The sequence below is a fragment of the Yinghuangia sp. YIM S10712 genome (assembly GCF_051388935.1).
GTDB lineage: Bacteria > Actinomycetota > Actinomycetes > Streptomycetales > Streptomycetaceae > Yinghuangia.
In genome coordinates this window covers 404,017-422,476 of the sequence record NZ_JBPKBI010000002.1, presented here as the reverse complement: position 1 = coordinate 422,476, position 18,460 = coordinate 404,017, and the positions used below count along the sequence as shown (strand labels likewise).

At 69.6% G+C, this 18,460-nt stretch carries 19 protein-coding genes; 4 read left to right on the top strand and 15 right to left on the bottom strand.

The genetic code is table 11. The features are described 5' to 3' along the window. Positions 1–118: 118 nt before the first annotated feature. On the bottom strand, positions 119–1,501 hold the full coding sequence (locus ACRX5W_RS07315; protein ID WP_436787118.1) for a glycine--tRNA ligase: 1,383 nt from the start codon (positions 1,499–1,501) through the stop codon (positions 119–121). Positions 1,502–1,689: 188 nt separating this feature from the next. Between ACRX5W_RS07315 and ACRX5W_RS07310 the strand changes: the two genes are divergently transcribed. From ACRX5W_RS07310 to ACRX5W_RS07295, 4 genes are all read left to right on the top strand, one after another. Further along, positions 1,690–2,670 (top strand): metal ABC transporter substrate-binding protein, encoded by a 981-nt coding sequence (locus ACRX5W_RS07310; RefSeq protein ID WP_436787117.1) that lies wholly within the window; start codon positions 1,690–1,692, stop codon positions 2,668–2,670. Between the two features lie 131 nt (positions 2,671–2,801). After that, positions 2,802–3,581 carry a metal ABC transporter ATP-binding protein gene (locus ACRX5W_RS07305; RefSeq protein ID WP_436787116.1) on the top strand — a complete coding sequence of 260 codons (780 nt, stop codon included), beginning with the start codon at positions 2,802–2,804 and terminating at the stop codon, positions 3,579–3,581. A gap of 52 nt (positions 3,582–3,633) precedes the next feature. After that, positions 3,634–4,596, top strand: a complete 963-nt coding sequence (locus ACRX5W_RS07300) for a metal ABC transporter permease (RefSeq protein ID WP_436787115.1) — start codon at positions 3,634–3,636, stop codon at positions 4,594–4,596. Then, a complete protein-coding gene (locus ACRX5W_RS07295) occupies positions 4,593–5,009 on the top strand; it encodes a Fur family transcriptional regulator (protein WP_436787114.1) in 417 nt (138 codons plus the stop codon). The genes ACRX5W_RS07300 and ACRX5W_RS07295 overlap by 4 nt, the downstream gene beginning before the upstream one ends. A gap of 259 nt (positions 5,010–5,268) precedes the next feature. On the opposite strand, the gene ACRX5W_RS07290 is transcribed toward ACRX5W_RS07295, so the two are convergent. The 14 genes from ACRX5W_RS07290 to ACRX5W_RS07225 form a co-directional block, all read right to left on the bottom strand. After that, the gene (locus ACRX5W_RS07290; protein ID WP_436787113.1) at positions 5,269–6,066 is read right to left on the bottom strand and encodes a TIGR03943 family putative permease subunit; all 798 of its coding nucleotides are present in this window, start codon (positions 6,064–6,066) and stop codon (positions 5,269–5,271) included. Beyond that, complete coding sequence (locus ACRX5W_RS07285) at positions 6,063–7,121, bottom strand: permease (protein WP_436787112.1); 1,059 nt, start codon at positions 7,119–7,121, stop codon at positions 6,063–6,065. Before ACRX5W_RS07285 ends, ACRX5W_RS07290 begins: the two co-directional genes overlap by 4 nt. A 65-nt stretch (positions 7,122–7,186) precedes the next feature. Next, positions 7,187–8,062, bottom strand: coding sequence for an isoprenyl transferase (locus tag ACRX5W_RS07280; protein WP_436787509.1), 876 nt, complete (start codon positions 8,060–8,062; stop codon positions 7,187–7,189). A gap of 23 nt (positions 8,063–8,085) precedes the next feature. Further along, entirely contained in the window at positions 8,086–8,838 is a 753-nt protein-coding gene (gene recO / locus ACRX5W_RS07275; RefSeq protein ID WP_436787111.1) for a DNA repair protein RecO, read from the bottom strand. Between the two features lie 110 nt (positions 8,839–8,948). After that, positions 8,949–9,563, bottom strand: a complete 615-nt coding sequence (locus tag ACRX5W_RS07270) for a TerB family tellurite resistance protein (protein WP_436787110.1) — start codon at positions 9,561–9,563, stop codon at positions 8,949–8,951. Positions 9,564–9,798: 235 nt separating this feature from the next. Further along, complete coding sequence (gene leuA, locus ACRX5W_RS07265) at positions 9,799–11,562, bottom strand: 2-isopropylmalate synthase (RefSeq protein ID WP_436787109.1); 1,764 nt, start codon at positions 11,560–11,562, stop codon at positions 9,799–9,801. Positions 11,563–11,996: 434 nt separating this feature from the next. Continuing rightward, positions 11,997–12,977 carry a GTPase Era gene (gene era / locus ACRX5W_RS07260; RefSeq protein WP_436787108.1) on the bottom strand — a complete coding sequence of 327 codons (981 nt, stop codon included), beginning with the start codon at positions 12,975–12,977 and terminating at the stop codon, positions 11,997–11,999. After that, complete coding sequence (locus tag ACRX5W_RS07255) at positions 12,965–13,468, bottom strand: hypothetical protein (protein WP_436787107.1); 504 nt, start codon at positions 13,466–13,468, stop codon at positions 12,965–12,967. Before ACRX5W_RS07255 ends, era begins: the two co-directional genes overlap by 13 nt. After that, complete coding sequence (locus tag ACRX5W_RS07250; RefSeq protein WP_436787106.1) at positions 13,465–13,818, bottom strand: hypothetical protein; 354 nt, start codon at positions 13,816–13,818, stop codon at positions 13,465–13,467. The genes ACRX5W_RS07255 and ACRX5W_RS07250 overlap by 4 nt, the downstream gene beginning before the upstream one ends. 161 nt (positions 13,819–13,979) lie before the next feature. Next, the gene (locus ACRX5W_RS07245; RefSeq protein ID WP_436787105.1) at positions 13,980–14,327 is read right to left on the bottom strand and encodes a cytidine deaminase; all 348 of its coding nucleotides are present in this window, start codon (positions 14,325–14,327) and stop codon (positions 13,980–13,982) included. A gap of 109 nt (positions 14,328–14,436) precedes the next feature. Then, positions 14,437–15,225, bottom strand: a complete 789-nt coding sequence (locus ACRX5W_RS07240; protein ID WP_436787104.1) for a hypothetical protein — start codon at positions 15,223–15,225, stop codon at positions 14,437–14,439. A gap of 203 nt (positions 15,226–15,428) precedes the next feature. Further along, a complete protein-coding gene (locus ACRX5W_RS07235; RefSeq protein ID WP_436787103.1) occupies positions 15,429–16,766 on the bottom strand; it encodes a hemolysin family protein in 1,338 nt (445 codons plus the stop codon). Between the two features lie 30 nt (positions 16,767–16,796). Beyond that, on the bottom strand, positions 16,797–17,288 hold the full coding sequence (ybeY, locus tag ACRX5W_RS07230) for an rRNA maturation RNase YbeY (protein ID WP_436787102.1): 492 nt from the start codon (positions 17,286–17,288) through the stop codon (positions 16,797–16,799). Positions 17,289–17,293: 5 nt separating this feature from the next. After that, positions 17,294–18,424 (bottom strand): PhoH family protein, encoded by a 1,131-nt coding sequence (locus ACRX5W_RS07225; protein ID WP_436787101.1) that lies wholly within the window; start codon positions 18,422–18,424, stop codon positions 17,294–17,296. Between the last annotated feature and the right edge of the window lie 36 nt (positions 18,425–18,460).

Below are 18,460 nucleotides of genomic sequence, written 5' to 3'. Positions count from 1 at the left end.
CCCCCCCCCCCCCCCCCCCCCCCCCCCCCCCCCCCCCCCCCCCCCCCCCCCCCCCCCCCCCCCCCCCCCCCCCCCCCCCCCCCCCCCCCCCCCCCCCCGGGCCCGGGTTGCGTCGGCGTCAGCAGCCGATGAGGCGGGGTGCGAGGTAGTCGCGGACGCGGTCGAGAGAGACGCGCTCCTGGCCCATCGTGTCGCGGTCCCGGATGGTCACCGCGTTGTCTTCGAGGGTGTCGAAGTCCACGGTGATGCAGAACGGCGTGCCGATCTCGTCCTGGCGGCGGTAGCGGCGCCCGATCGCGCCCGCGTCGTCGAAGTCGACGTTCCAGTACTGCCGCAGGTCGGCGGCGAGGCCGCGGGCCTTGGGCGAGAGGTCGGTGTTGCGCGACAGCGGCAGGACCGCGGCCTTGACCGGGGCCAGGCGCGGGTCGAGGCGCATGACGACGCGCTTCTCCATGACCCCCTTGGCGTTCGGGGCCTCGTCCTCGTTGTAGGCGTCGATCATGAAGGCCAGCATGGCGCGGTTGACGCCCGCCGCCGGCTCGATGACGTACGGCATCCAGCGCTCCTTCGTCTCCTGGTCGAAGTACGAGAGGTCGTTGCCGGAGTGCTTGGAGTGCGTCGAGAGGTCGAAGTCGGTGCGGTTCGCCACGCCTTCGAGTTCGCCGAATTCGTTGCCGCCGAACTGGAAGCGGTACTCGATGTCCGCGGTCCGCTTCGAGTAGTGCGACAGCTTCTCCTTCGGGTGCTCGAAGAAGCGCATGTTCTCTTCGCGGAGGCCGAGGCCGACGTACCAGTTCCAGCGCTCCTGGAGCCAGTACTCGTGCCACGTCTCGTCTTCGCCCGGCTTGACGAAGAACTCCATCTCCATCTGCTCGAACTCACGCGTGCGGAAGATGAAGTTGCCCGGGGTGATCTCGTTGCGGAAGCTCTTGCCGATCTGCGCGATGCCGAACGGCGGCTTCTTGCGGGCGCTCTCCTGCACGAGCTTGTAGTTGACGAAGATGCCCTGAGCCGTCTCGGGCCGAAGGTACGCGCGGCCCGACTCGTCCTGGACCGGGCCGAGGTAGGTCTGGAGGAGCCCGTTGAACAGCTTGGGCTCGGTGAAGGCGCCCTTGGTGCCGCAGTTGGGACAGTTGAGGCCGGCGAGGCCATCGGCCGGCGGGCGGCCGTGCTTGGCCTCGTACGCCTCTTCCAGGTGGTCGGCGCGGAACCGCTTGTGGCACGAGGTGCACTCGGTCAGCGGGTCGACGAACGCCTCGACGTGCCCGGAGGCCTCCCAGACCTCGCGCGCGAGGATGACCGACGAGTCAAGGCCGACGATGTCGTCGCGCGAGGTGACCATCGAACGCCACCATTGGCGCTTGATGTTCTCCTTGAGCTCCACGCCGAGCGGCCCGTAATCCCAGGCAGCACGCTGACCGCCGTAGATCTCGCTGCACGGGTAGACGAACCCGCGGCGCTTGCTCAGTTGGACGATGGTGTCGATCTTGTCGGCGGCCACAATGCTCTCTTCGGTGCGACGATGCGGTCAGTGACGATGTCCGCACAGGGTACCGGCGTCGGCGGTGCGCGGCTCAATCCGATGGTTCCCTCATCGCACGGCCGCTGCCAATCCCGTTTCGGGACCTGTTTGCCCCCCGATCCACCCGGAATTGACAATCATTGTCAATTAAGTTGAGAATGATTGTCATGAAGATACGCCGATTCGGCCCTGTTGCCCTGCTCGCCGCTTCTGCGCTCGTCCTCAGCGCCTGCGGAGGCTCCGACGACGCAGGCGATACCTCCGGCAGCGGTCCGGTGGACGTGGTCGCGGCGTTCTATCCCCTCAAGTTCGTCACCGAGCAGGTCGGCGGTCCCGAGGTGACCATCACCAACCTGACCAAGGCCGGTGGCGAGCCGCACGACCTCGAACTGACGGCCAAGCAGGTGGCCGCGATCTCGGACTCCGACCTCGTCGTCTACCTCAAGGGCTTCCAGCCCGCCGTCGACGACGCCGTCGCGCAGAACAAGCCCGCTCACGTCGTCGACGCGGCGGTGCTCAGCCCTCTTGAGGAGCACGGTACCGAGGTCGAAGGCGAGGGCGAGGAGCACGGCCCCGAAGAGGGCGTGGAGCACAGCGAGGACGACGACCACAACCACTCGGTCGCCGATGGCGGCGACCCGCACTTGTGGCTCGACCCCACCCGCCTCGCGGCGGTGGCCACCGGTGTCGGCGAGACGCTGGCCGCCGCAGACCCGGCGCACGCGCAGGACTACCGCAACCGGGCCGCCGAACTGAAGGGCAGGCTCGACGTGCTGGACCAGGAGTTCAAGACCGGGCTCGCATCGTGTCAGCGCAAGGAGATCGTGACCAGTCACGCGGCGTTCGGCTACCTTGCCGAGCGGTACGGTCTCCACGAGATCGCCGTCAACGGCGTCAACCCGAAGTCCGAGCCGTCCCCCGCCCGCATCGCCGAACTCCAGCAGCTTGTGAAGGACACGGGCGTCACCACGATCTTCTTCGAGACCCTCGCTACCCCGAAGATCGCGGAGACCCTGGCCCGGGACACCGGTGTGTCCACCGCCGTCCTCGACCCCATCGAGGGAATCGAGGACGAGGCCAAGGCCGACTACTTCTCGGTGATGCGCGCGAACCTCGACGCACTGCGGAAGGCACTGGGATGCGCATGAGAGAAGCGAGCAGGTCCGGCGCCGCGAACAGCGTGCGCGAGAAGGGTCGCGGCGGCATCCCGACCCAGCCCGTCCGCCCGGGCAACCGCCCCGATGCGACGGTTCGCGACGCGTGCCAGGGTGAAAGCACGATGCCCGCCACCGACGCCTCCGCCACCCCGGTCGTCCGTCTGACCGGCGGAACCGCCGTGCTCGGCGGCCGGACCGTGCTGCGGGGCGTCGACCTGCGGGTCGCGCCCGGCGAGGTCGTGGCGCTGCTGGGCGCGAACGGCTCGGGCAAATCCACGCTGGTACGCACGCTGGTCGGCTTGGTGCCGCTCATCGGCGGGCGGATCGAGTTGTTCGGCACCCCCTTCACGAAGTTCCGGGACTGGTCACGCATCGGGTACGTCCCGCAGCGCACGACAGCCGCCGCGGGTGTGCCCGCGAGCGTCCGCGAAGTGGTCGCGTCCGGGCGCCTCACCCGCCGCAGGATGATGTTCCGGCTCGGCCGCGACGACCGGACCGCCGTCGACGAGGCGCTGGCGGCGGTCGGCATGCTCAAGCGCGCCGGAGACGGCATCAACCAGCTCTCCGGCGGCCAGCAGCAGCGCGTGCTCATCGCCCGCGCCCTGGCCCGCCGCCCCGATCTGCTGATCATGGACGAGCCGATGGCCGGTGTGGACCTCGCCAGCCAGGAAGTGCTCGCCGAAACGCTGCACCAGCAGCAGGAGCAGGGCCGTGCGGTCCTGCTGGTCCTGCACGAACTCGGGCCGCTGGAACCGCTCATCCACCGCGCCGTGGTCCTGCGCGACGGCTGCGTCTGCCACGACGGACCGCCTCCGCCGGCCACCGGCCAGCACGCACTGCCGGGCCACGACCACGTGCACCCGCACGCCGACGACCACCATGCCCGGGGCCTGCTGTCATGATCACCTTGCGCACGCCTCCGCGTGTGTCCGCACCTCCCCCCAGGACGCCGAAGTGAGCATGCTGGAGTACGAGTTCATGCAGCGCGCGCTGCTCGCCGCGCTGCTTGTCGGCATGACCGCCCCCGCGGTCGGCGTGTACCTCGTCCAGCGCAGGCAGGCGTTCATGGGCGACGGCATCGGCCACGTCGCCCTCACGGGGGTCGGCCTGGGACTCCTGCTCGGCAAGTCGCCGGTCCTCTTCGCAGTGCTCACCGCCGCCGCCGGCGCGATCGCGATCGAATTGATCCGCGAGCGCAGCAAGGTCAGCGGCGACGTCGCGCTCTCCGTGCTCTTCTACGGCGGCATCGCGGGCGGCGTGATGCTCGCCAGCCAGTCCGACAGCGGCGCGAACCTCGACGCCTACCTCTTCGGGCAACTGACCTCCGTCTCCCCCGAGGACATCCGCATCATCGTGGTCCTGGCGATCGCCGTGCTCGCGGTCACTCTCGGCCTGCGGCGGCCGCTCTTCACCGTGTGCCAGGACGAGGAGTTCGCCCGCGTCACGGGCCTGCCCGTCCGCGCGCTGAACCTCGTCATCGCGGTCACCGCGGCCGTCACCGTCACGGTGGCGATGCGCGTCGTGGGCCTGCTGCTGGTCAGCGCGCTGATGGTGGTCCCGGTCGCGATCGCGCAGCAACTGACACGCAACTTCGCGCTCACCGCGGCCGTGGCGATCGGCGTCGGCGTCGTCGTGTCGGTTTCCGGGACGAGCCTGACCTATTACGTCGATGCGCCCCCCGGCGCCACCATCGTGCTGCTCGCCATCGGGCTCTTCATCGTGGTCGGCGTGGCCGCCGCGCCACTGAACCGGCGCCGGGCCCGGCGTGCCGGATTCACCGCCATCGAGAACGATCTCCACGTGGCCGTCACCACACGCCCCGACGGAGAAGACGCCGCTTCCGGCACAATGTCCGGGACGAGCCGCACACGTGCGGCCGTCGAGGACGCCGAAGCCGTCGAGGAGGAGCCCCGGTGACCACCGCGAACAGCCCGGCCCGCGGCAGATCGACGCGCCAGCGCACCGCCGTGTCCAGCATCCTGGACGAGGTCGAGGACTTCCGCAGCGCGCAGGATCTGCACGATCTGCTCAAGCAGCGCGGTGAGTCGGTCGGGCTGACCACCGTCTACCGCACCCTCCAGGCCCTCGCCGACGCCGGCGAGGTCGACGTGCTGCGCACGCCGGAAGGCGAGGCGGTCTACCGCCGTTGCAGTCAGGGCCACCACCACCATCTCGTCTGCCGCGCGTGTGGCCGCACCGTGGAGGTCGAGGGCCCGGCAGTCGAGCGCTGGGCCGGACGCATCGCCGCCGAGCACGGCTTCACCGACGTCTCGCACGAGTTGGAGATCTTCGGGACGTGCGGTCCCTGCGCGCTCGCCGCGCGAGGATGACCCGGGAACGTGTTCGGGGCGGGTGTGCCCCGGGCACGGCGTGATTTCGGGAGTGCCGACAGAAGCCTTGAAAACCGGCGCGAGAACGCCGCGCACGCCGGCACCGAGGCAGGCGGTGCCGCCGTCGGCTCGCCGGGCGTCATCGGGCCCGGCTGATCCGAGCGAAGCGCCGCCACACGCGCTGCGAAGAACTCCCCGTCCCGAACGGCGACTTCGCGAGATCGGCCCGACGCCCGACCGGGGCGCCGGGCCGAGCGGCTTATTCGTACGGCTCCTTCGGCGTCGGAATGGTCTCCACACCGGTCGCGGTCAGGGCGGGAGTGGCGTTCTCCGATCCGGTCTCGCCGTTCTTGAGCCACGTACCGGTCACCGCCACCCACGTGTCGGTCGGCGGCGCCGGGACGCCGTGAATCTCCACCTTGCGGGCCACCGCATCGGCGGCGCAGCAACTGATGACCAGCCTGTTCACGTACCAGCTTCCGTTCTCACCCTGTGTCGCGAAGCCGGTCAGGCGGACGTTGCGGTCCTTCAGCGTCTCGGCGGTGTCCCAGACCGCGCGTACGCCGTAGTCGCCCAGGGTCATGTCGAGCGGGTCGCCGGGCGGCAGCTCCGGGAAGCCCGCGTCGACGGTCTTCGCGGCGGGTTTCGCGACGGTGGCCTCGGCGCGCTCGGCGGTGTAGGAGCCCAGCGCCGGCGGGGCGATGAGGAAGAGCGCCGCCACCGGCAGGCACAGGAGCCACGCCACGTGCGGGCCCTTGCTGTGGTCGTGACCGTGCGCGTCGTGACCGGTGTCATCGTGCGCGTCGTGGTCGTGCGCGTCGTGATCGTGTGCTTCCGGGTCGCCGTGGCCCGCTGTCGCCGCGCGTTCGTGCTTGCGCAGGATCCCGTCGCGCACCACCCCGACCGCGCCGAGAGCCAGCACGATGGCCCCTGAGGCGATCAACGCCGGACGCAGGCTCTCCTTGACGTAGCGCAGGTACGTCTCGCCGTCGAGCGAGATGCGCAGCAGGGCGGCGCCGATGAGGACGAGGACGATCGACTGGACGTCGCGCTTCACAGAAGCCACCACCCGATGACGACGCTGGTGAGCACCGCGACGACGAAGGTCGCGGTGGAGAAACGGATCGCGAAGGCCTTGCCGAACGTCCCGGACTGGAGGGCGATCAGCTTCACGTCGACCATCGGGCCGACGACCATGAAGGCGAGTTTGGCGGTCGACGAGAAGCCCGTGAGGCTGGCGGCGACGAATGCGTCGGCCTCGGAGCAAACCGCGAGGATCACCGCGAGGAACGCAAGCGCGATGATGCCGATCCACCAGTTGTCGGAGACCGCGTCGATGACGCTCTTCGGCACCGTGACGTTGAGCGTGGCCGCGGTGATCGCGCCGACCACCAGAAAGCCTCCGGCGTGCAGGAAGTCGTGCTGCATGCCAATACGGAAGTCCTCCCAGCGGGAGCCCGAGGGCGCCTGGCTGAAGCGCTTGGGGATGCGAAGCCATTCGGCCTTGCCGAACCGCACCCACAGCCAGCCCATGAAGACGGCCGTCGCGAGCGAGGCCACGAAGCGTGCGGCGACCATCTCGGGACGGCCGGGGAAGGCGACCGCGGTGGCGGTCATGACGATCGGGTTGATCGCGGGGGCGGACAGCAGGAAGGCGAGGGCCGCGGCGGGGGCCACGCCACGGGCCATGAGGCCGCCCGCGACCGGCACGGAGGCGCACTCGCAGCCGGGCAGCACCGCCCCCGCGGCGCCGGCGACCGGCACCGCCAGGGCCTGGTTGCGGGGAAGTGCCTTGGTGAACACCGAGGCCGGCACGAACGCGGTGATCGCCGCCGAGATGACCGTGCCGAGGACCAGGAACGGCAGCGCCTGCACGGCGATGGCGACGAAGACCGTGCTCCACGTCTGGACGGCCCGCGAATCGAGGCGGTCCGCGATCCATGACTGGCCGACCAGCAGCACCAGCAGGGCGAGCACGAAGAGTTCGAGCTGACCGGGACGCCATTTCCGGTCACCGGACGTCGCATGGTCTGCCGCGGGGGCGGACGGCGGGTCGGCGGTGGCGGGTGGCTGGCCCGGCGTGGGCAGGATCTGCTCGGACATGCCGTTCATGCTGGCACTCCCCCGGCGGTGCGACCGGTATCTGTCACCCACAGGCGAAGCGCTTTGCCTGCCGTTTACCGAAGTTTCGAGTCACTGTCGTTGCTCGGCGCTGCGGCCTTCACCACATTGGGCAGCGCACCGCCGTAGCGGCGGTCCCTGGCCACATAGGATTCGACGGCCTTCCACAGGTGCGTGCGATCGAAATCGGGCCACAGCACGTCGTCGAACACCATCTCGGCGTACGCGGACTGCCACAGCAGGAAGTTCGAGGTCCGCTGCTCGCCCGATGAGCGGATGAAGAGGTCGACGTCCGGCATATCCGGTTCGTCCAGGTAGGTCGCGAAGAGCTGTTCGTTGATCCGGTTCGGATCGACCTTGCCCGCTCGTACGTCCTCCGCGATGGCCGCGGCCGCGTCGACGATCTCGGCGCGCCCGCCGTAGTTGATGCACATCGCCAGCGTGAGGCGCGTGTTGTCCTTGGTCCGCTCCTCGGCGATCTCCAGCTCGCGGATCACGCTCTGCCACAGGCGCGGCCGACGCCCGCACCACCGGATGCGCACGCCCAGTTCGTCCATCTCGTCGATGCGCCGGTGGATGGTCTCGATGTTGAAGCCCATCAGGAAACGCACTTCTTCGGGCGAACGCTTCCAGTTCTCGGTGGAGAAGGCGTAAGCGGAGACGTACTCGACGCCGATCTGGGCCGCGCCCTCGACGACGTCGAAAAGCGACGCCTCGCCCGCGGTGTGGCCGTCCGTCCGCGCGAGCCCGCGCTCCTTGGCCCACCGCCCGTTGCCGTCCATCACCAGTGCCACGTGCCGGGGCACCGCGTCGCGCGGGAAGTCCGGCGGCTGCGCGCCCCCCGCGTGCGGCTTCGGGTCACGGTATTCGTGCGGCTGCCGGACGCCGACCCGCGCCGCCGGCTGCCGCGCCTTCCGGCGGAAGGATGGCAGCCACCACCGGCCGCGTGCCTGACTCACGATGATCGCTCCACCAGTCTCAACGAGCGGATACCCCGCTCCAGATGCCATTGCAGATACGCGGCCACCAGGCCGCTGCCCTCACGCCGATGCCGTGTCTCGCTCGCGTCGGCGCACGCCCAGTCCCCGGTCAGCAGCGCGCCGAGCAGGTCGAGGGTCTCGGGAGAGGGTACGACGGATCCGGCGGGCCGGCAGTCCCCGCATACCGCTCCGCCTCCCGCCACCGAGAAGAAGCGGTGCGGGCCGGTGAGCCCGCAGCGGGCGCAGTCGCCGAAACTCGGCGCGTATCCCGCGACGGCGAGCGACCGCAGCAGGAAGGCGTCCAGCACCAGCGCGGGTTCGTGCGACTTCGCGCCGAGAGTGCGCAACGCCCCGATCAGCAGCAGGTATTGCTGGAGCGCCGGCTCGCCTTCGTGGTCGGTGAGCCGCTCGGCGGTCTCCAGGATCGCGGTGCCGGCGGTGTACGAGGGGTAGTCCGAAACCAGCAAACCACCGTACGCCCCAAGGGTTTCCGCCTGTGTGATCACCGGCAGCCCGCGCCCGGGGAAATCGCTCCCCTTGACGAAGAACTGCACGTCCACGTGCGCGAAAGGCTCCACACGCGCGCCGAACTTCGATTTGGTCCGCCGCACCCCGCGCGCGACGGCACGTATGCGTCCGTGCCCGCGCGTCAGGAGCGTGATGATCCGGTCCGCCTCGCCCAGCTTCTGGGTGCGCAGCACGACGCCTTCGTCACGGTAGAGGCTCACCCGCGCCTCCCGCGGTGACGACGGCACCCGCCTGGTGCGCTGCGCTCACTCATGCCCCCCATTATCGACGGCCGTCTCCGACACCCGTGCCGCCGGTTCGCGGGGGGCGGTCACCGCGGTGTGTGCCCGGCCGCCTCGTCGAGGACCCGGTCGACCTCGGCGCGGGTCAGCCCGAGCCGCGCACCGGCGGACAACAGCATGTCCACTTCGAGGGTGCGGTACGGCCCGTCCGCCAGCGCCACATGGGCCGCCACCGCGATCAGGCGCACACGTCCTTCGTGTGCCAGGTGGTCGGCCAGCGCGTCGAGCACGGCGAGGGATTCGTACGACTCGTCGCCGCCGTGGGCGTACAAGTCGATGCTCAGCACCTCGTCGCCGTACGCGGTGACCCCGACCTCGCGCATCGCGGCAACCGCCGTGGCCCGGGCGGCCGGTGACGACTCGCCTCCGGCGATCAGCGCGCCGATCACGAGTGTCCGCGTGACCTCGCGCAGCATCTCGGTCAGCCGCCGCCCGGTCGGCACCGCCAGCACGCTGCGGTCGAACTTCCCCCCGCAGACCGCGCATTCGACGCTGCCGGGGGTCCGGGACAGCGGGAGCACGGGTATGTCGAAGACGACCAAGTGGCGCCTGCCGACGCCGAATTGGAAGCGCCGGTCACCGCCGCACTGCGGGCAGTGGAACTCCCCGGCCTCCAACACCTTCCGCAGATGACGGACACTCACGATGAGCACCATGGCGTGGCTCCCCTGCCCCCTCGGCCGCGACGCGCCAACGCGTTCCCCTGCCCGATGGTGACACAGTTTTCACGACCGGTCACGGGTTATTCACAGACAGCTACCGATGACTCCCGCGCGCCGGGACCGGAGGGATCAGCGGGGTTCAGGAGCCGGTCGGAAGGTGCACGCACGACGAAGCGGCGGCCCGTTCCCGGACCACCGCCTCGTTACCGCCTGATCGTCAGCTCGCGCCGCGCGCGGCCCGGTTCACCGCACTGACCACGGCCTTCAAAGACGCGCGCACGATGTTCTCGTCGACGCCGACGCCCCACAGCACCTGCCCGTCGACGGCGCATTCGACGTACGCCACCGCGCGGGCGTCCTCACCGCCGCTCATGGCGTGCTCGGTGTAGTCCAGCACCCGCACGTCGAAGCCGATGCCGCCCAGCGCGCGCACGAACGCGTCGATCGGACCGTTGCCGACCCCGTTCAGGGTCGTGGCGCCGCCGTCCACGGTCATCTCGACGGACAGCGCGTCCTTGTCGTTGTCGACCGACGACGTCTGGTGGGCCCGCAGCGCCAAGCGGCCCCACGGCGCGTCCGGCGTGGGCAGGTACTCGTCCTGGAACACCGCCCAGATCTGCGCCGGCGTGACCTCGCCGCCCTCGGCGTCGGTCTTGCCCTGGATGATCCGCGAGAACTCGATCTGCAGCCGCCGCGGCAGGTCCATCTTGTGGTCGGCCTTCATGACGTACGCGACGCCGCCCTTGCCGGACTGGCTGTTCACGCGGATGACCGCCTCGTACGTGCGGCCGACGTCCTTCGGGTCGATCGGCAGGTACGGCACGCCCCACATGATCTCGTCGCGCGTCTTGCCGGCCTCCGCGGCGTCCCGCTCCAGCGCCTCGAAGCCCTTCTTGATCGCGTCCTGGTGCGATCCGGAGAAGGCCGTGTAGACCAGGTCGCCTGCGTACGGGTGTCGCGGGTGCACCGGCAGTTGCGTGCAGTACTCGACCGTCCGGCGGATCTCGTCGATCTCGGAGAAGTCGATCATCGGGTCCACGCCCTGGCTGAACAGGTTCATGCCCAGTGTCACCAGATCGACGTTGCCGGTACGCTCGCCGTGCCCGAACAGGCAGCCCTCGACGCGGTCCGCCCCGGCCATGACGGCCAGCTCGGACGCCGCGACCGCCGCGCCCCGGTCGTTGTGCGGGTGCACGGACAGGGCGATGTGCTCGCGCCGCGTCAGATTGCGGCTCATCCACTCGATCTGGTCGGCGTACACGTTCGGAGTGGAACGCTCGATGGTGGCCGGCAGATTCAGCACGATCTCGCGGCCGTCCTCGGGCTGCCAGACGTCCATGACCGCTTCGCAGACCTCCAGCGCGAAGTCCAGCTCGGTGTCGATGAAGATCTCGGGCGAGTACTCGTAGCCGAACGCGGTCTCGGCGCCCAGGTGCTTCTCGGCAAAGCGCATCACGTGCTCGGTGCCTTCGACGGCGATCGCCTTGCACTGGTCGCGGTCGACGCCGAACACCACGCGGCGGAAGATCGGCGCGGTCGCGTTGTACAGGTGAACGGTCGCGCGCGGCGCCCCGACCAGGGACTCCACGGTCCGTTCGATCAGCTCTTCGCGGGCCTGCGTCAGCACCGAGATCGTGACGTCCTCGGGGACGACGCCCTCTTCGATGATGCTGCGGATGAAATCGAAATCGGTCTGCGAGGCTGCCGGGAAGCCGACCTCGATCTCCTTGTAGCCCATGCGTACCAGCAGGTCGAACATCGTCCTCTTGCGCGCCGGGCTCATCGGGTCGATCAGTGCCTGGTTGCCGTCGCGCAGGTCGGTGGACAGCCAGCGCGGCGCGGCGGTGATGGTCTTCGACGGCCACGTGCGGTCGGGCAGGTCGACGCCCTGAAAGGGCGCGTACTTGTGGATCGGCATGCCCGACGGCTTCTGCGTGACAGTGGCGGCCGTGATGGGCGTGGCGCGGTGATTGGAGGACATGCGGCGGGCTCCTGAAAGGAATGGCCGGGCGCTGCGGCTCGGCAACGCGTCGGCTGCTGTATCGGTGTCTTGGGGACTCGACTGGCGACTCGTGTGGCCGGCGCGTGCAACCCGTAACAGGCAATGCCTCAACCCCGCGGCGAGGGAGGCCGGCCCGTTCCGATCAGTTGGGCGAGCCCTCGCCGCGGCGGCTAAGAAGAAGCTGCCACTGACGCATGATGTCCGACACCCTACCGGACACGGTTCCCCGATGGCACATCGCCCCTGGTCCGAGCACTCGTGCGTGTGGAATACGCCACGTTTGACATGCCCTTTACGCGCCGTCGGGGGAGGATGGGGGACGGAGAGACACGGCGCCGCCTTCACCTCCCCTTGGAAGGCGGCGCCTTTCCATGCCCGTCGGGGCCTCTCGCGCCCACCGGCGAAGACGCAGGTCAGAAGCCCAGGCGACGAAGCTGCTTGGGATCGCGCTGCCAGTCCTTGGCCACCTTCACGTGCAGGTCCAGGTACACCGGTGTGCCGAGCAGCGCCTCGATCTGACGGCGGGCCCTCGTTCCGACGTCTTTCAGACGTGAGCCTTTCGCACCGATGACGATGGCCTTCTGGCTGGGGCGCTCGACGTACAGATAGGCGTGTACGTCCAGAAGCGGTTTGTCCGCGGGGCGGTCCTCACGCGGGATCATCTCCTCGATCACCACCGCCAGCGAGTGCGGCAACTCGTCGCGCACGCCTTCGAGCGCCGCCTCGCGGATCAGCTCGGCGGCCATGATCTGCTCGGGCTCGTCGGTCAGTTCGCCGCCGGGGTACAGCGGCGGCCCCTCCGGCAGCAGCCCCGCGAGGAGGTCGGCGGCCAGCTCGACCTGGTCGCCCGAGACCGCGGAGACCGGGATGATCTCGGCCCACTCGAACCCCGAGTCGGCGGCCATGCGCTGAACCGCGAGGAGTTGCTCGGCGAGCGTCTTCTTGTCCACGAGATCGGTCTTGGTGACGATCGCCACCTTGGGGGTCTTGCGGACCTCGGCGAGTTCCTTGGCGATGAACCGGTCACCCGGCCCGACCTTCTGGTCGGCGGGCAGGCAGAAACCGATGATGTCGACCTCGGCCCACGTCGTGCGCACCAGGTCGTTCAGGCGCTGGCCGAGCAGCGTACGCGGCTTGTGCAGGCCGGGGGTGTCGACCAGGACGAGCTGGGCGTCGGGCCGGTGCACGATGCCGCGCACGGTGTGCCGGGTGGTCTGCGGACGTCCCGAGGTGATCGCGACTTTGGTGCCCACGAGCGCGTTCGTCAGGGTGGACTTTCCGGCGTTGGGTCGGCCGACGAAGCAGGCGAAGCCGCTGCGGTGGCCTCGGACGTGTGTGCGGCCGGCCGGGTCGAACGCATCGGCGGGGTTGGGGCGATCACTCATGGGATGCATTCTCCCTCAGCGATCGCGGCGGCCCCTACGGCCGGGCGCTGTCGGCGGGGGCGGCGGCGCGACCGTGCCCCTGGCTTGGCAGCCTCGCGGCGGCCTTCGCCTTGTCGTGGCGCTCCGCGCGGGCCCAGAGGCGCCGCCCGACGATGCGCCACAGCACCCACATCGTCGCAGATGTCGGTGAACACATGCGCCCAGTGGCCGATCAGCAGCCCGAGTGCCCAGGCCCGGCTCTTCGTCAGCCACAGCACGATCAGCGCGACGACGACGCCGTAGAACAGCGAGTGCGTGAATCCGACGCCCGGCCAACCCCGGTGATACAGATGGGGGTTCTCCGGGTGGAAGCTCACCCCGAACGTGTCGAAGCCGTAGACCGTGCCCTTGGTGATCATGTCGGGCCAGAAACAGCCGAGCAGGATCGCCAGGAACGACACCTTCGTCTTGATGTGCTTCTGGAGGACGTAGCTCTCCAGCTCGTGTGCCGCCCAACTCACCCGGGCCCCCCGCTTCGGCCGCGCCGGACCTGGATCCGCCTGCCGATCCAGTGGACCGCCATGACGATGCACACGACGGTGAAGGGCCCGCGCGTCCAGGTGAGGACGTCGCGCTGCGTGAAGTAGCCGAACGCGACGAACGCGAGGGCGCCGACGGTGTACGCGACGATGTCGACCACGCCTTCGCGGACGTCCTCGGGCCGCGGTTCGCCGGATACCTCCGCTTCGGGTACGTCGGTCGCCTGGGCGGCCTTCGTGGGTTCGGACGCCCCGAACTTGCTTGCGGCACCTCCGTGTTCCGATACCGCAGAGGGGTCCGGTGCCTCGACGCGGCCGTCGGCTCTCGGCAACTTCGCCGAATCTTCCTCCGGTTCCGGTTCGGAGGCCCCCATACCGCCCCCAACTCAGTCCGGTGATACCGCCCGGTGTCCGATGCCTTCCCCCGGCGGACCCCTGGCGAACGAGGCGGATTCACAGGTTTCGTCGGTCGGCGGGGTGGGCCTCGCCGGTGTCAGGAGTCGACGACGGTGGAGACGGTTCCGTCCGGGGCGGCGAGCAGGATCGGAGTGCCGGCGCCGCCGAGGTCGCGTACCGCCGCGCGGTCGGCCGCCGCGAGTTCGGCGGACTCTCCGACGACGGCCGCGGCTTCCAGGCTGCGTGCGCCGCCTGCGACGGCCATGGCGACCGCGGTCTGGAGCGCGGTCAACTTCAACGATTCCAGGTCCACTGTCGAGGCGACGTAGGTGCGTCCGTTCTCGTCGCGCACCGCCGCGCCCTCGGCCGTCCGGTTCCGGGCCCGCGTGGAGCGCGCCAGTGTGACGATCTTGGCGTCCTCGGGGTCGACGGTTGTCCCGCTCATCGTGCCTGCCTCCTGCGTCATAGGGCGTCGGGGAAGATCCCCGGGCACAGTACAGCCGGACGGACCGGACGGCCGGGACACCGGGTCCCGGCCGTCCGGCTGCGCTGCGTCAGTTCCCGATCTCGCCGATCTTCCGGAGCTGGCCGGTGACGAACCGGGTCGGCTCGTCGGGCATTCCGTCGAGCGAGAACGCCATCACCATCATCCCGGTGGAACCCTGCAGCGAGACCACGTTGTTGGCGTAGGCCGCGACTTGGCCCTCGCTGAGGAATGTCAGGCGGTACGACACGCTGTCGGCTCCGTGTCGTCCCGTCCGTACGTCGGAGATCTCGTATCCGTACGAGTCGTTGCCGTTCGTCACTTCGAACGACGAGCACGCGCGCAGGGCCTTGACGTACGCGTCGAGCTTCCGCTTCAGAACATCATGGTCGTTGCTGACGAGACCGATCTGCACGTGGTCCTCGTCCTCGCCGTTGCTTCCGGTGCCGTCCTTGGTGTACCTGCGTTCGATCTCCGCTGCGGCGCCCTCGCTCATGTTGTCGCCGACGAGCACCTCACAGGCCGGGTCGGAAACCACGTCTTCCGGGTCGCTGCTCGGGTCGGGAACCCGGGCATCCCCCGCGGTGTAGCCGGCGGGGATCTCCTGTGACGTGAGCAGGGCATCGGTCAACTGCTCGGCGGTGGCGGGCGGACCGCCCTTGTCGGACGGCTTGTCGGAGGATTTGTCCGACGGCTTGTCGGACGAGACCGACGACGCGTTCTTCTCGTCGTCCGAACCGAATTCGCACGCGGTCGCGCCGGTCAACGCGAGTGCGAGCAACGGCACGGCGGCGAGCTTGGCCGTGCGCGACGAGCGCGACGTACGGCAGACGCGGGCAACACGAGCAGAGCGTGACATGGTGAAACGCACCTTGACCCCCCAGTCCGGTGGCGTGAACGACGCGGATGGACGGGCCGTACCCCCCTGGTCCGGCCCGCCGCGTCGTGCGATGCGATGAAGTTACCGGCCGAAAATGGGGCTGCCCACGCCTGTTACCGGGCCGGGACGCCGCCGTGACGCACCATTTGCGCTCACTCTTAGTGGGCTCGGCCGGCGTCGGCTCAGTCCGTGTCGGCGCGCTGTGTGTCGCGGGCGGTGCCGGTGCCGGTGTCCGGGTCGTCTTCTGCCTGGGGGGCACGCTCGACGACGATCGTGCCGACCTGGTTCCGGCGTCCGGAGGGGCGATCGGCGATCAGCCGCAGCCCTGCGACCTCGGCGGTGGCACCGGGGATCGGCACGCGTCCGAGCTGTTTGGCGAGGAGGCCCGCGACCGTCTCGACGTCCTCGTCGTCGAGTTCCAGTCCGAAGAGGTCACCGAGTTCGTCGACGGGCAGGCGCGCGGTGACGCGGAACCGGCCGTCGCCGAGATCCTCCACGGGGCTGGTCTCCCGGTCGTACTCGTCGGTGATCTCGCCGACGATCTCCTCCAGGATGTCCTCGATGGTCACCAGACCCGCGGTGCCGCCGTACTCGTCCACGACGATGACCATGTGGGTCCGGCTGGCCTGCATCTCGCGGAGCAGGTCGTCGGCGGGCTTGCTGTCCGGGACGAAGGTCGCCTGGCGCATGACCGACGCGACCGGCTCGTGCGCCCACCTGTCGTCGCCGCCGACGACGGCGTGTTCGGCGAGGTCCTTGAGGTAGACGATGCCGACGACGTCGTCCTCGTTCTCCCCGATGACCGGGATGCGCGAGTAGCCGCTGCGCAGCGCCAGGCGCAAGGCCTGGCGCACGGTCTTGTGCCGTTCGATGAAGACCATGTCGGGGCGCGGCACCATCACTTCGCGGACGATCGTGTCGCCGAGTTCGAGCACGGAGTGGAGCAGTTTGCGCTCCTCGTCCTCGATCAGAGACTCCCGTTCGGCCAGGTCGACGAACGCGCGAAGCTCGGCCTCGGAGGCGAACGGGCCCTCGCGGTAGCCCTTGCCGGGTGTGACCGCGTTGCCGATGAGGATCAGCAGTTGCGGCAGCGGACCGAGGACGCGCGCCAGCGCGATCAGCACCGGAGCCCCCGCGGTGCCCATGGCAATGGGGTGCTGGCGTCCGATCGTGCGCGGCGAGACGCCGACGACGACGTACGACACGACGACCATGACGCCGACCGACGCCAGGACCGCGCTCCACCTGCTGTCGAAAGCGTCGAGGAACACGACCGTGATCAGCACCGCCGCGGAGACCTCGCAGGCGACGCGGAGCAGCAGTGCGAGGTTGACGTAGCGCGCCGGATCCCGCACGACGGTCAGCAGGCGCTCGGCGCCGCGCCGGCCGCTGCGAACCAGCTCCTCGACGCGCGGACGGGAGATGCGCGCGAGGGCGGCCTCCAGGCACGCGAAGAACCCGGCGACGACGGTCAGGACGACCGCGCCGACGACGAACCGGAAGACCTCGTCAGAGGACACGTGGGCCCCCTGGCGCACCCTTGCCGCGGCTCATCCGCCGGCCGGTCCGGGGCCCGCCCCGGTGCCGTCCTCCCGGCGCTCTTGCCAGGCCCGCAGGATGTCGCCCTGCAGGCCGAACATCTCGCGCTCCTCGTCGGGCTCGGCGTGGTCGTAGCCGAGGAGGTGCAGGACACCGTGCACGGTGAGCATCTGCAGTTCGGCATCGGTCGAGTGCCCGGCGGTCTTGGCCTGCCGGGCCGCGACCTCCGGGCACAGGACCACGTCGCCGAGCAGGCCTTGCGGCGGGTCCTCGTGGTCCTTGCCGGGCCGCAGCTCGTCCATCGGAAAGGACATGACGTCGGTCGGCCCGGGCAGGTCCATCCACTGGATGTGGAGCTGCTCCATGGCCGCCTCGTCCACGATGACGACGGACAGCTCGGCGAGCGGGTGGATCCGCATGCGGTCGAGCGTGAAGCGGGCCACGTCCGCGATGCCGTGCTCGTCGAGCTCGTAGCCGGACTCGTTGGCGATGTCGATGGACATGGCCGTCAGTTCACATCCCGTTCCGCGTCGCCCGAGGTGGTGCTGTGGATCCGCCCGCGGCGCCCGCGGGTCTGGCGTACGTCGTCGCTCTGCCGCTCGGCGTCGTACCGCCCGTAGGCGTCCACGATCCGGCCGACGAGCTGGTGGCGTACGACGTCCTGGCTGCTGAGCCGGCAGAACTCGATGTCGTCGACACCGTCGAGGATGCGCTGCACCACCCGGAGCCCGCTCTCGGTGCCGTTGGGCAGGTCGACCTGCGTGACATCGCCGGTGACCACGACCTTCGAGCCGAAGCCGAGCCGAGTCAGGAACATCTTCATCTGCTCGGCAGAGGTGTTCTGCGCCTCGTCCAAAATGATGAACGCGTCATTCAGGGTTCTTCCGCGCATGTAGGCCAGGGGGGCAACCTCGATGGTGCCGGCGGCCATCAGACGCGGGATCGAGTCGGGGTCGATCATGTCGTGCAGGGCGTCGTAGAGCGGACGCAGGTACGGGTCGATCTTCTCGTACAGCGTGCCCGGGAGGAAGCCGAGGCGTTCGCCGGCCTCGACGGCGGGGCGCGTGAGGATGATGCGGTTGACCTGCTTCATCTGGAGTGCCTGGACGGCCTTGGCCATCGCCAGGTAGGTCTTGCCGGTGCCTGCCGGGCCGATGCCGAAGACGACCGTGTGCCGGTCGATCGCGTCCACGTAGCGCTTCTGATTGAGCGACTTGGGGCGGATGGTACGGCCGCGGTTGGAGAGGATGTTGAGGGTCAGCACCTCGGCGGGCGCCGCGTCGCCGCCGGAGCGGAGCATCGCGATGGAGCGCTCCACCGCTTCGGGGGTCAGGGGCTGGCCGGTGCGCAGGACGAGCATCATCTCGTCGAACAGGCGTTTGATGAGGTCGATGTCGTCGCGGGGGCCGGTCGTGTTGACCTCGTTGCCGCGCACGTGGATGTCCGCAGTGGGGAAGGCGTCCTCGATGACCCGGAGGATCGAGTCGCCCGAGCCGAGCAGTGCGACCATCGGGTGCTTCGCCGGGATCACGATCTTGACCTGCGCCTGCTCCGACGTCTCTGCGGATTCCGTGGAGTCCGCGGAACCGTTGGCCTCGGCGTTCCGGTCGGCGCCGCGAGCGTGTCGTGTGGAAGCCATGGGCGGCCTTACGGCCTGATCACGCCTACTTTCCGT

Bases quoted from the DNA above. Each gene is read 5' to 3' on its own strand.
- ACRX5W_RS07310 (WP_436787117.1), top strand. From the start codon at position 1,690: ATGAAGATACGCCGATTCGGCCCTGTTGCCCTGCTCGCCGCTTCTGCG.
- ACRX5W_RS07245 (WP_436787105.1), bottom strand. From the start codon at position 14,327: ATGAGCGGGACAACCGTCGACCCCGAGGACGCCAAGATCGTCACACTG.
- era (WP_436787108.1), bottom strand. From the start codon at position 12,977: ATGCATCCCATGAGTGATCGCCCCAACCCCGCCGATGCGTTCGACCCG.
- ACRX5W_RS07305 (WP_436787116.1), top strand. From the start codon at position 2,802: ATGCCCGCCACCGACGCCTCCGCCACCCCGGTCGTCCGTCTGACCGGC.
- leuA (WP_436787109.1), bottom strand. From the start codon at position 11,562: ATGTCCTCCAATCACCGCGCCACGCCCATCACGGCCGCCACTGTCACG.
- ACRX5W_RS07225 (WP_436787101.1), bottom strand. From the start codon at position 18,424: ATGGCTTCCACACGACACGCTCGCGGCGCCGACCGGAACGCCGAGGCC.
- ACRX5W_RS07240 (WP_436787104.1), bottom strand. From the start codon at position 15,225: ATGTCACGCTCTGCTCGTGTTGCCCGCGTCTGCCGTACGTCGCGCTCG.
- ybeY (WP_436787102.1), bottom strand. From the start codon at position 17,288: ATGTCCATCGACATCGCCAACGAGTCCGGCTACGAGCTCGACGAGCAC.
- ACRX5W_RS07285 (WP_436787112.1), bottom strand. From the start codon at position 7,121: ATGAACGGCATGTCCGAGCAGATCCTGCCCACGCCGGGCCAGCCACCC.